Below are 12,492 nucleotides of genomic sequence, written 5' to 3' on the forward strand. Positions count from 1 at the left end.
TATTCCTAGTCTATCACTTTAGGTGTTTAGCGATCGCATTAAGTTCGTGCATCTGGAAGCAGATTAAAGCTTTTGGTAGCTAAAATGTTCTTTAGCGAGTTACCAATCAGTTATCTGCTCTGCCAATTGAATATTCAGAGAAATATCTAAAAAATGGATTCTCAATGTAGTAGTCTTGCCATATTAATTTTGAGCAGGACTAAACTGCTGACTACAAACTCCCTTAAGCTGTCCTAATCCCAGTGAGCTTAGAGCCTCAAAATTATAAAACTCTTGTTGTATAGCAAGTATTTCAAATTTATTTCTGTTTTTTTCCAAAAATGTTAGTTTGCCAGAATTTTTGGGAACTCTATAAATAAGCATGGGAATTATAAAAACCTAATGGCTGTAAAACGAAGACAATACGGTAGCTTTTGCTACCGTTTACTCATTTTTAGAGATATTATCATCTTCACCAATAGAGACATTTACCAAGACAACGCGCTGAGTCGGTAGTGTCTTTTGGTGATACTGAGAGGCAGTGAGCAGAAGAAGCCGGAGAGTAGGCAGTAGGGGGCAAGGGGTAAGGGATAGGGGCAGAATAAAAATTAGCTCTTTCCCCTCTGCTCCCTGCTCTTTTCCCCTCTGCCTCTTGTGCCCAATGCTCAATTAATGAACAGTCTGCGCTAGGGTAGGAATTGAAACTCATTTGTGATTTCCTGTGCTTCCCTGTAAACGTCCAGCTGTATTTCTAATTTGGGCTGTTCTACTGACTTCCTTAACAGCCTGTGCTAACAGTCCAGTCGCCAAAAACCTTGAAGAATCTTTGGCGGCAGATCCGAAGCTGCAAAGCAATCCAGTTGTGTTTGGAGAATCTCAGAGTAAGCAACCACAAGCACAGCCAAACGATTCAACAGTTCAATTACCAGCTGATTTTCCCAAAGATATCCCCCTATATGCCAATGCCAAACTGGAGGAAGTTATACCTGCTAGCGGTTCAGAAAATAAAACCTCAACTCGTTGGTTGAGTTCTGACCCTAGCAACTTTATCGCTAGCTTTTATGGCAACCAGTTTAAAACAAATAACTGGCAGATTTTGCAACAGCCAACAGATGATGCGGGAGGTACTTTTGAGGTACGTCGTAACGATTTACTGTTGAAGATTTCTATTCAGCCTAAATCAGTTACTAACGCTACACCTAATCAACCGCAAACCGCCACAGAATTACTAATTGATTACGTACCGAATAGTATTGCTACAGCACAAACTACCCCAAATACAAATTCTAGCGAAACTACTAACGTCGTTCCTCAACCAGGAAATCCACAGTTCATTGGGCCAGTACCACCTGCAAACTTGGCAGCACAGCCACAAAGTACGGCTAATAACCAAATAACTCCTACAGCCACAGCCGAATCTCAAGAATTCAGCGATCTGAATAAAGTACCTCAAGAATGGCGGCAACACATCCAAGACTTAGCCGCATTAGGTGTTTTATCCCTAGAACCAAAGGTAACTAAGAGTAATTCTACTACTACAAATAATCAGTTTGAACCCGGTAAAATTGTTACACATCGGGAATATGCTCGTTGGCTAATTGCTGCTAACAATGCTATGTATGCCAGCAATCCAGCTAAACAAATTCGCTTGGCATCAGAAAGCACTCAACCAATTTTTAGTGATGTTACCGCAAAAGACCCTGATTTTCCAGCAATTCAGGGATTAGCCGAAGCTGGGCTAATTCCCAGTCCTTTGTCTGGAGATTCCACAGCTGTTTTGTTTCGTCCTGATGCACCCCTAACGCGGGAACAATTACTGTTGTGGAAATCACCTCTAGATACTCGCCAAGCTTTACCTTCTGCTAACTTAGATACGGTTAAACAGACCTGGGGTTTCCAAGACGCAGCGCGAATTGACCCCAAGGCTTTAAGAGCAGTGCTGGCTGATTATCAAAATGGCGAGCAATCGAATATTCGGCGGGTGTTTGGCTATACGACTCTGTTTCAGCCCAAAAAACCAGTAACTCGTGCTGAGGCTGCTATGACTTTGTGGTATTTCGGCAGTCAGAGTGAAGGGGTGTCAGCAACTGAAGCTTTGAAGTTAAAACGAAGTTAAAGCGATGTCTATGAAGGGTTACGCCATTCTGTTGCGGTTAGTTTATCCGTAGCAGAAAAGTGGCAATGCCCAGGCTTTAGCATAGAAAATTTGCGATTTCTTTGTAATACACTGATTTTTTATCAAGAAAATGTAAATCTAAGTGTTTTCAGCGTTTTTACCTGTATTTGATGAATTTTTGAGGCATAGTTAGGTAAAACAACGTAAATTAACTCAATATACGTACTTAGTTTGAATTAACTCAAAAAACAAATTGCCAGCGATCGCCTTTTCATTACTTTGAAACAAACTAAAAATACCACAGGTAAAATAAATATGAAAAAACAAGCTGTAGCCGCAGGATTTGTTCTCTTATCTTTCATGTTACCGCTCAAGGCGAGTGCAGCGAGTTTTAGCAACTTTTACGTGTTTGGCGACAGCCTTTCTGATACTGGAAATGTCTTCGCTGCTACTGGTGGTTTAGCCGCTCCGACAACAGCCATTCCCCAAGATCCACAATACTTTCAAGGACGTTTTTCTAATGGGCAGGTTTGGGTAGACTATCTTGGAGATCAGCTAGGATTAACACCCTCTCCATACATTACTTTAAATCCTGCTATTCCTAACCAAGGGATTAACTTTGCTGTGGGTGGTGCTAGTTCTGGTCAAGGTAATGCTGTTGTTCCTAATGCACCGTTACCAGGAGTACTGGAGCAAGTCGGCTTGCTGACGCAACCCATCTTACAAGCCAATCAGAAGCTCGATCCAAATGCCCTCTATGCTGTGTGGGGAGGTGCAAATGATTATGTGTTTGGTCAAGCTACTAATACGACTCAAACAGTTCAGAATTTATCAAATGCAGTATGGTTACTTGCATCAGCTGGCGCGAAAAATATTTTAGTCTTTAACTTGCCTGATTTGGGCAAGATTCCATTGGCATTCGCTACAGGTTCATCTAGCAACTTGGCTGCTTTGACAAATGAGCATAACCAGGAATTAGCACAGGAACTAGGCAAATTTAGCAATAACTCTGATCTGAATCTCATCTCTGTCGATGTGTTTTCCCTATTTAATCAAGTAGAAGCAAATCCAGGAGAGTTTGGATTTCAAAATGTGACTAACCCTTGCGTAGTAGGAAATTTCCAGACAATCCTCAGTGTTTGTTCTCAACCAAACGATTATTTATTCTATGACTCCGTACATCCAACAACAGGGGTTCATAAGTTAGTTGCAGATGCTGCGCTGGCGGCGATTGAGGCTAAGTCTGTTCCTGAACCTGCGATAAATTTGGGGATTTTAGCTCTTGGTGCTTTTGGTGCTTTAGGAATCCTGAAGCGTCAACAAAAAAAAGCAGCATTTATGACACCAGTTCGGGTTGTTGATGCACAATTATCTCATATAACAGTTGAAAACTGAGCTAACTGTCTTGATGTGGGATTACGATCGCTTATTTGAAATTATTGAAGAATTAGTGATGCACCACTCTCCTAGTGGTGCAGAAGCTGAGATTAACCAGTTGTTGATGCAACGATTTGCGGCGCTGGGTGTAGAAGTGTGGTGCGATCGCGCCGATAATATTATCGCCAAGATTCCAGGGAAAAATCCAGACCGAGCGATGTCTAACGACAAGCCGCTTCTCTACGAGAGGCTACGCCAACGCGCCTACGCGATCACAGCACATAAAGATGAAATTGGCGCAATTGTTAAAAGTCTCGGTGATGAAGGTCGTGTGGAAGTCCGTAAACTCGGCGGTTCTTTCCCGTGGGTTTACGGCGAAGGGGTTGTTGATTTATTGGGAGATCGGGAAACCATTAGCGGTATTCTCAGCTTTGGTTCCCGCCACGTTTCCCATGAATCGCCCCAAAAAGTCCAGCAGGAAGATACTACTGTTAAGTGGGAAAATGCCTGGATTGAAACGAAACGAACTACAGATGAACTCGAAGCAGCTGGCGTTCGACCTGGAACTAGAATGGTAATTGGCAAGCATCGCAAGCATCCAATTAGGTTAAAGGATCATATTGCCAGTTACACTTTGGATAACAAAGCCTCTGTTGCCATTTTGCTAGCTTTGGCTGAAAACTTGAAACAGCCAGTTGTTGATGTTTATTTGGTAGCTTCAGCCAAAGAAGAAGTAGGAGCAATTGGAGCGCTATTTTTTACCCAAAATCAACCCTTGGATGCGTTAATTGCTTTAGAAGTTTGTCCATTATCCGAAGAATATCCGATTAAAGATGGGGAAAGTCCTATACTTTTATCTCAAGATGCTTATGGGATATATGATGAGGGATTAAATGGACAAGTACGCCAATCTGCCAAGCAACTTGATATACCAGTGCAGCTAACGATATTGAGCCAGTTTGGTAGTGATGCTTCCATTGCCATGAAATTTGGACATGTAGCCCGTGCTGCGTGTTTGGCGTTTCCTACCCAAAATACACATGGCTATGAAATTGCTCATTTAGGAGCGATCGCTAACTGTATTGATTTGTTAAAAGCTTTTTGTGAAACTGAGTTCTAGTAAAGGTTTAAAACTAATTTACTCGGTAAAATTAGAGTGCGTAGTTTGCCGCCGTAAGCATAGTTTTTACAACCCTTTGGCTAGATGCTTGATTTATGTCAAACTTTAGTATTGAGGAACACTTTCACAAAAGCCGATGATGGGATTTGAACCCACGGCCTGCTGATTACGAATCAGCTGCTCTACCACTGAGCCACATCGGCGTACACAATCTAAGAGTATAACACGATTTAATCATGGTAGATCAAAATCTCAAAAATCGCCTTAACCCCGAACAGTATGCCAGCCTCAAAGCAGAAATAGCCGCTCCTTATCGCGGCTTAAGACAATTTATCTATATCGCTTTTGGTGCTTCTGGCTCCATTGGCGCATTCGTGTTTTTTTTCCAAGTGCTTGCCGGACGGGATGTTGAGAGTGCTTTGCCTAGTTTAGCTCTCCAAGTAGGAATAGTTGCCCTAATGGTCTTCCTTTGGCGTTGGGAACAGCGTCGGCAACAACGTCCTCAATCAGGCAAAAGTCCTAATTCTTGAAGAGAAAAATTTTAGCTGATGACTTTTTTACTGGTTTGTTTCTATATATCTTTATATGGATTGATGCTTTTATGAAGATTAAAATATAAAGAAAGAAAAAATAAAAAAATTATTAGGAAATCCCAAAAAGCAAAAATTTCTGAGAAACTAGAAATCGTTGAAACGGGGTCAGCCATATATAAAGACCCTGACCATAAAACAAATCACATTCAAATGGGGTCAGTTATATTTAAAGACCCCAAATTTTATGTTTAAAAAACCCCAAAATTAATAAAAATCGCAATCTTGGAAGCGCCAGACTAATAATTTGTTAGTCTTGGCGCTTTCAATTTGCTAACTAGGCATTTACTGGGCTGTTACCAAATAAGATGAAGGAATTGGTTGGGCACGTCCAGCACTGACGAGTGCCTGGTAAACAAAGGCAGCAACCTCGGCTCTAGTCGCTTGACGATTAGGATTGAGTTGCTTCGCTGTGGGATAGTTGATTACTAGTTGCCGCGCAGTTGCAGCCGCAACAGGAGCGATCGCATAATTAGGAATCTGGGCAGCATCGGTATAAAAAGAAAGGACGTTCTGATTATTCGCAGTTAAGCCCAAACCATTAGCTAAAGAGACTAGCGCCTGCACTCTGGGAATTTGCTGCTGTGGTTTAAAAGTGCCATCGGGATAACCAGAAACAAATTGGCTCTGGTAAGCAGATTGAATTGCAGCGTAAGCCCAGAAATTTGTTGCTACATCTTTAAACTTAATACCTGCGCGTTTGGCTGGTGGTGTTAAAGCTTTAGTGACAATAGTGGCAAATTGAGCGCGGGTTACAGGTTCATTGGGTTTAAAGCTGCCATCAGGAAAGCCAGCAATAATATTTTGAGAAGCCAAAGCTTCGATGTAGGTTTTTGCCCAGTAATTTGCTGGCACATCTTTAAAGGCAACAGGCCCACCAGGTGGTACATCAACAGCTGCGGCAACAAAATCTACTGAGCCAAAAATCTTTTTCTGATCGATATCGTTGCCAACAGCGACAATTTTACTGGTTTTAGTGGCATTGTTTACATCATAACGAGTGTTATTGCGGATAAGATTACCACCAGGATTTTCGTTGGTACCAAGGTCAGGTAAAGCACTAACAGTTGCTACTACACCATCCCGCTTATTGTTCTGAATGACATTCTTACGCAATACAGGCTTCGCTGACTCTGAGATAAAAAGACCATCTTGGTTTTCGACGATTTGGTTTTCCACAATTAGGGGTGTGGAAGTACCACCGATCGCTAGACCAAAACCAGTATCCTGAAATAAGTTACCCCGAATTTCTCCTTGAGCAGCTTTAGCAATTGAAATCCCATTGCCTTTGTTTTGCACAAAGATGTTACTTTCAATTTTAGGATTGCCTGTACCCGTGACAAAAACACCCTCTCTGACACTGTTAGTAAAAGTACTATTTTTGATAGTAGGATTAGTTGATTCCACCCACACAGCCGTACCCCGGCTATTTGGGTTGGTGACGGTGACACCGGTAATAGTGGTATCTTGTTCGGCAAGGATGGTAATGTCTTGTCTAGCAAAGGTACGACTAGTGTAGAAACCTCCACCTGTAATTAATATTGCCTGACCTTTACTAGCTTCATCACCCCGCAGTGTCACTCCTGGTTTAAGCAACAATGGGAAGGTTTCGCCACTTTCCTGGTTATAGTTCCCAGGTGCTAATTGAATAACTGCACCTGCTTGGGCTTGACTGAGAGCGAAACTGATGCTTTTGTAAGGTGCAGCTGAGGTTGTACCAGCACTAGCACTATCTACACCAGTTGCGGGATTAACATAAATTGCTGCGGCGGTTGTCGGAACTTGTGCTGTGAGAGTTGGGGCAATACCTTGTGGGTGAGTCGCACCAGCATTAACCGCACCGGGTAGTAATATTGAACCGCAGTAAACCGCAAGCATTGCCGTTAGTCCGGCTCCCCCGCGTAAAGTATATCTGAGATGACTGCTAGAAAGAAGGCGAAAATTTTTCGCTATAGAAATGTGAAAACCCCGATATTTCATTTTTTCCGTCTGTGATGTGCTGAATTACGGTATGTCGAACAAGGTTGAAACTAGCAGTCTTGTAGCTGCTGTCAAACCCATGCAAAACTATACTGGATGATTAGCACTGATTCAGCTAATTTCCTGAGATACATCACAGAACTTATACATTAGTTATATTATTTTATTCAGAAAATTTTACTAGTACAAGACGGCGGAAGTTTGCCTATCTTTAACAAAGGGATTTTGCCCCTTGTTAAGCCCCAAGTCTACTTAATCCAGATGGTAGCTGGATTTTTGCCAAGCTGTAGGCTTTCACAATGAAGCTATTTCTATCGTTGTCTTATCTAAGCGCTCATCCTGTCTTTGCTACGATTACTGAATTATTTATTTTTTGGTATTTCCTAAAGCCAGATGCCGCAACTAATTCTGCTGGAATATCATCACAGAAAAAGCAAACCTATTAGAAATTGGAAAAAATGCGTTTTAAATTTTTGGGGTTGCGTCGCACCTTGGTTTTACTAGGTAGTACCTGTCTTGTACTTTTGTCTACTCCTGCCTTGGCTGCGGAACGAGTAGTGCTGAACTATGGTATCTTCCGTGAATCGCTTTCAGTAGGCGAACTATCTACCTTTGCCCAAACAGGTGAACTTTCACGTTCATTACGAGTTGATTTTGCGTTAGCACGACAAGATCCTAAAGCCATTCGTCAGTATTTAACGGAGCCTGTGAAAGTAAACCTAGTATTTTTAGATAGAGTTCTGAATAGCCAGATTGGTAATATTATTTTGGATCAAATTAGTCAAGTTATTTATACACCGTCTCGGAGAGCAGATCGGCAGGCTTTGCGATCTGCTTTGGTACTTTCTGCAAGTCAAGATGGACAGGTGTCGCTAATCGAAATTATTCAAAATTATCCCACTAATGAAGTGGAAGTTGATGGCAAACGCTTGGAGGGTGCATACCGTCAACTTCGTCGCTTGCAAACAAGCCTACAAGATTTACTCAATTTTTAGTAAGCTAAAGTTTCTAAAGTTTCCCTTAAATACCTTTGTACCTGCTGTTCCAAGCGAATTCCGTGTAATTGAGCATCACGTTCTAGTTGCCAGCGTTGAAAACCGGAACTAGTGGAGATCGCACATTTGAGGCTATACCAAATTTCAGTATCAGCAGAAAATTGGCGATCGCTAGAAGCTGGAATTTGAGCCATAGTTCCTCATTCCTTTGTTTAACTTCAAGGTTAATTGGGCATTGGGCATGGGTAATTTTTCCACCGACTTTTTTCTGCCCCTCTGCTTCCCTACTGCTTATTTCTAGCCTTTTAAAGTAAATAATATTACTTTGAGGGCTGTTATGAATCTGTATTAATCCTAAACAAGGATTGCAACAATCGGGGCACGATTTGATTAACCCGCACCCCTAAAATTGTGAAATCCTGCTTAATCTTTTCTAAAGATAATGGCTCTATGCCAGCGAATTCTGTGTCATTAGTCACTAAAACTCGCATTACACTCACAGGTATTTGTAAAAATAGATTGCTGCCTAAAAAGGCTAATCCCGCAAGCACTAGTGCAAGGCTGCGCCATTGTGGAAGGAATTTGGCTGAATCTGCTATTAATGGGGCAAATTGGTAAAGATGCCACAGCACCAAAATCGACAATACTGCTGCCACTAATGCCAGGATACGATTTAACTTTGTATTAATTAAACAGAGAATTTTTCGCTGCCGCTCAGTCAGATTTTCTGGTTTTAGGGCTATTCCTAAAAGAGCGAATATATAAAAAGGGCGACGTAACTGCATCCATAGCAGGGGGAGAATACCAATGGCGGAAACTAAAAATAGCTCCATCCAGACTGGCAAAAACGGCTCGCCTACAGACAAAAATATTAAGCAGAGTACTAAAAAAACAGGCAACGTCGCCAATCCAGCGACGTGAATCCACAAAATAGGTTCAGAGCGAAATGAATGCATAATAAAAAGTTATGAGTTAAGAGTTAGGAGCTTGGAATTAGCAGTCTTTAACTCCTAACTCCTAATTTATTACTCCTAACTTCTAACCATTTTACCCTTAACACTATCTCGTTAAGGTGAGAGTGCGGCGCTTCGTAACCATCTGATAGGATTCGATGATGTCACCTTCGACCCAATCATTGAATTTATCCATACCGACACCGCATTCATAACCGGCGTTGACTTCACGGGCATCTTCTTTCATCCGTTTTAGGGAATCAAGGACACCTTCATAAATCACCTTACCGCCGCGTCGTACCCTGACTTTGCAGTTGCGAACTAGTTTGCCAGATTGAACGTAGCAACCGGCAACAGCACCACGGCCGACTGGGAAGACGGCACGCACTTCGGTTTGACCCAAGGGTTCTTCCACCAACTCTGGTTCCAAAAGACCTTCCAAGGCATCTTGAATATCTTCTAGGAGTTTGTAGATGACGTTGTATTCCCGGACATCTACGCCCGCTTCATCGGCGGCTTGTCTAGCGCCACTAGCGAAGGTGGTGTTGAAGCCAATAATTACAGCGTTACTGGCAGCTGCCAAGTCGATATCTGTCTCGGTGATTTCCCCAGCAGTAGCCAACAGCATCCGAATTTGGACTTCGTTTTGGGGGATTTGCTTAAGCGCTCCCACAATGGCTTCTACGGAACCTTGTACGTCTCCCTTCAAGATCAAGTTGAGTTCTTTCAACTCGCCTTCTTGTGCTTGAGCCGATAGGGTTGTGAGTGTAACACGACCCTGTAACAGGCGGGATAGGCGTTGTCTGTCTGCGCGATCGCTAGCGAGGGATCTGGCTTCTTTCTCGTTCTGGAAGACCTCGAACTCGTCGCCTGCTGCTGGCACATCACTTAACCCCAATACCTCGACAGCAAAGGAAGGAGAAGCGATATCCACTCTCTTGCCTCTGTCATCTACCATCGCCCGGACTTTACCGAAGGCCGAGCCAGCTACTAAGATATCTCCCACATGCAGGGTGCCATTCTGAATTAGCAGGGTAGCAACTGCTCCCTTGGCTTTATCCAGATGTGCTTCAATGACAGTTCCTTTGGCGGTACGATCTGGGTTAGCAGATAGTTCTCCAACTTCTGCTACCAAGAGAATCATTTCTAAGAGCGTATCCAGATTTTCACCTCTGATGGCGCTCACGGGAACCATAATTGTCTCACCACCCCAATCTTCTGCGGTCAGACCATACTGGGTCAGTTCTTGTTTCACCCGCTCTGGCTGTGCCCCTTCTTTATCAATCTTGTTGATTGCAACAACAATTGGCACTCCCGCAGCTTGAGCGTGGCTAATAGCTTCAATGGTTTGGGGACGGACACCATCATCAGCAGCCACTACTAACACGGCAATGTCTGTTACCCGAGCTCCTCTAGCCCGCATTGCTGTAAAGGCTTCGTGACCAGGGGTATCCAGGAAGACTATCTGCTGTGGTTTGCCCTCATGTACCACATCCACATGGTACGCACCAATGTGCTGAGTGATACCGCCAGCTTCGCCAGCAGCCACTTTGGTTTTGCGGATTGAGTCGAGCAGGGTTGTTTTACCGTGGTCTACGTGACCCATAATTGTCACGACAGGCGGACGGCGATGAAGATATTCTTGGTCTTCTGCGCCGACCATTTCCGTAATTTTCCGAGCTTCAGCTTCTCGCTCGACGGTTTCGACTTCTATTTCTAGTTCTTTTCCTACCAGGGTAATTGTGGGAATATCCAGATTTTGGGTGATACTCACCGCCATGCCTTTGAGGAACAGGATTTTGACAATCTCTGTATCAGGAACGGCTAAAACGTCGGACAGTTCTTGTACAGTTAACGGCCCTGTGATCGTCACCTTTTCGGGACGATCGCGCTTTGTATCAGCTTCTTGTTGGCGACGGTTATTATGATGGTCGCGGTTAGAACCAGACTTAGAACCAGGTTTTCTACTTCCTCTAGCAGTTGGGGCGCTAGCAAGGCTTGCACCCGGCATCTGTACAGGTCGAGTCGCTTTTGGTTTGGGAGGACGAGCGATGGAAAGGCTGACTTGGACGGTTGCTGGTGAGTCGATATCGTCATCATCCAACAAATCTTCTTCAAATTCATCATCCAATATCGGCTTGATCCGCTTGCCTTTTACGCCAGCTTTAGCCTTCTCTTTAACTTCGTCGATTATTTCCTCTTCTACCCACTTTTTGCCGCCTTTGGTCGGGCGAGGCGGACTTGGGCGTTTTAAGTCGAGGAGATCGGGTGTAACTGGCTCATCACCCAGTCCTTGAGATTTGCCCGCTATTCCTGACATTTGTCTAGGTGGAGTAGCGATCGGCATTGCGGCTGCTACAGATTCACCAGGACGCGCTGGTCTGGGTCTTTGCCCCTCTCCTAGTTGTGATGGTGCAGATGGTCGATTGCCTCTCTGCTCTGGTCTGGTGGGTGCAGGGGTAGGCCTGGCCTGTCTTTGTGGCGCAGATTGTGGAGACTGGTCAGTTGGCAGTTTAGCAACTCTGGGTTTAATCTGTTCGCGATCGCCTTCAACGGGCCGTAGCCGTTGGTCGCGTTTAAGAATCGGTTTATCTGCTTGAGATACCGGCTCATCTGACACTTGGGCTACTTCTGCTTGGGCTACTTCTGCCGCCGGTCTTGCCGGAGGGGCAACTAATTGCGGTTTTTGAGGTTTTTCCGATTTCGGTCTCGGTGGAACTACTTTTTCCGGTTTTTGGGATGCTACTTTTTCCGGTGCCTGACTTGGATTAGGTGTTTGTTCCAAGTCGGTGACAGGAGGTTGCTCTTGAGTCTCAGATTGAGTCCGGGGCACAGGTCGAGTTGGTGCCGCCGGCTTCATGGGTGAGGCTGGTGTAGCAAAAGGCCGTGGAGGTGAGGGAGGATTAGCTTCAGACAAGGCAGCTTGGGTATTGTTGGCAACTGACGCCTCTGGGGCGTTGGAGGTAGTATTTCTCAATATTTTGGGTTTGCGTATTTCCAAAATTTGCTGTTTGTGGGGTGCAGCAGGTCGGTTACGTCCGCCGTTTGGTGGTGAATTTGGCTTATGGCTGGTTGTACCTAGTTCCTTTTTGGCTGAAACATTCGTAGCTGCGAGCTTTTCTGCTGCCGTGCGGATGTTTTCTGCCTCGGATTCTGAAATCGTGCTGCTATGACTTTTGACCGCGATACTGAGCTGGTCGCAAATTGCTAGTAGCTCTTTGTTATCCAAATTCAATTCCTTTGATAATTCATAGATTCTAACTTTGCCGTTGGTCATCCACTCTTCCCCTTTAATTTACAGTTTTAGCGGATGGTTGCCTGGTTTGCGACATCTCCATCCTTGGATTACTGTTTTTAGACCGCCGTTTAGTTTTTGCCGGTG

The 12,492-nt window shown here is 44.0% G+C and carries 10 protein-coding genes and 1 tRNA gene; 5 read left to right on the plus strand and 6 right to left on the minus strand.

The window, feature by feature from the left end; genetic code table 11:
* Positions 1–183 precede the first annotated feature (183 nt).
* The gene (locus tag NPUN_RS42200; protein ID WP_041565702.1) at positions 184–363 is read right to left on the minus strand and encodes a hypothetical protein; all 180 of its coding nucleotides are present in this window, start codon (positions 361–363) and stop codon (positions 184–186) included.
* Between the two features lie 337 nt (positions 364–700).
* Here NPUN_RS42200 and NPUN_RS29190 point away from each other — a divergent pair, with 337 nt between their 5' ends.
* From NPUN_RS29190 to NPUN_RS29200, 3 genes are all read left to right on the plus strand, one after another.
* The gene (locus NPUN_RS29190) at positions 701–2,095 is read left to right on the plus strand and encodes an S-layer homology domain-containing protein (protein ID WP_012412006.1); all 1,395 of its coding nucleotides are present in this window, start codon (positions 701–703) and stop codon (positions 2,093–2,095) included.
* 315 nt (positions 2,096–2,410) lie between these two features.
* A complete protein-coding gene (locus NPUN_RS29195) occupies positions 2,411–3,490 on the plus strand; it encodes an SGNH/GDSL hydrolase family protein (RefSeq protein WP_012412007.1) in 1,080 nt (359 codons plus the stop codon).
* Positions 3,491–3,503: 13 nt separating this feature from the next.
* Positions 3,504–4,592 (plus strand): M42 family metallopeptidase, encoded by a 1,089-nt coding sequence (locus NPUN_RS29200; RefSeq protein WP_012412008.1) that lies wholly within the window; start codon positions 3,504–3,506, stop codon positions 4,590–4,592.
* 131 nt (positions 4,593–4,723) lie between these two features.
* Here the strand turns inward: NPUN_RS29200 and NPUN_RS29205 are convergent.
* Positions 4,724–4,795 (minus strand) — tRNA-Thr (locus NPUN_RS29205).
* Between the two features lie 33 nt (positions 4,796–4,828).
* Here NPUN_RS29205 and NPUN_RS29210 point away from each other — a divergent pair.
* The gene (locus NPUN_RS29210; protein WP_012412009.1) at positions 4,829–5,122 is read left to right on the plus strand and encodes a DUF3493 domain-containing protein; all 294 of its coding nucleotides are present in this window, start codon (positions 4,829–4,831) and stop codon (positions 5,120–5,122) included.
* A 345-nt stretch (positions 5,123–5,467) separates the two neighbouring features.
* Here NPUN_RS29210 and NPUN_RS29215 read toward each other — a convergent pair whose 3' ends face one another.
* Complete coding sequence (locus NPUN_RS29215; protein WP_012412010.1) at positions 5,468–7,162, minus strand: DUF1565 domain-containing protein; 1,695 nt, start codon at positions 7,160–7,162, stop codon at positions 5,468–5,470.
* Between the two features lie 458 nt (positions 7,163–7,620).
* Between NPUN_RS29215 and NPUN_RS29220 the strand changes: the two genes are divergently transcribed.
* On the plus strand, positions 7,621–8,157 hold the full coding sequence (locus NPUN_RS29220; RefSeq protein ID WP_012412011.1) for an alpha/beta hydrolase: 537 nt from the start codon (positions 7,621–7,623) through the stop codon (positions 8,155–8,157).
* On the opposite strand, the gene NPUN_RS29225 is transcribed toward NPUN_RS29220, so the two are convergent.
* The 3 genes from NPUN_RS29225 to infB form a co-directional block, all read right to left on the minus strand.
* Entirely contained in the window at positions 8,154–8,351 is a 198-nt protein-coding gene (locus NPUN_RS29225; RefSeq protein ID WP_012412012.1) for a hypothetical protein, read from the minus strand. The two genes, NPUN_RS29220 and NPUN_RS29225, sit on opposite strands and share 4 nt — an antisense overlap.
* Before the next feature lie 141 nt (positions 8,352–8,492).
* Positions 8,493–9,113 (minus strand): low-complexity tail membrane protein, encoded by a 621-nt coding sequence (locus NPUN_RS29230; RefSeq protein ID WP_012412013.1) that lies wholly within the window; start codon positions 9,111–9,113, stop codon positions 8,493–8,495.
* Between the two features lie 103 nt (positions 9,114–9,216).
* Positions 9,217–12,387 carry a translation initiation factor IF-2 gene (gene infB / locus NPUN_RS29235; RefSeq protein WP_012412014.1) on the minus strand — a complete coding sequence of 1,057 codons (3,171 nt, stop codon included), beginning with the start codon at positions 12,385–12,387 and terminating at the stop codon, positions 9,217–9,219.
* Positions 12,388–12,492: the final 105 nt, after the last annotated feature.

The sequence above is a fragment of the Nostoc punctiforme PCC 73102 genome (genome assembly GCF_000020025.1).
Lineage (GTDB): Bacteria > Cyanobacteriota > Cyanobacteriia > Cyanobacteriales > Nostocaceae > Nostoc > Nostoc punctiforme.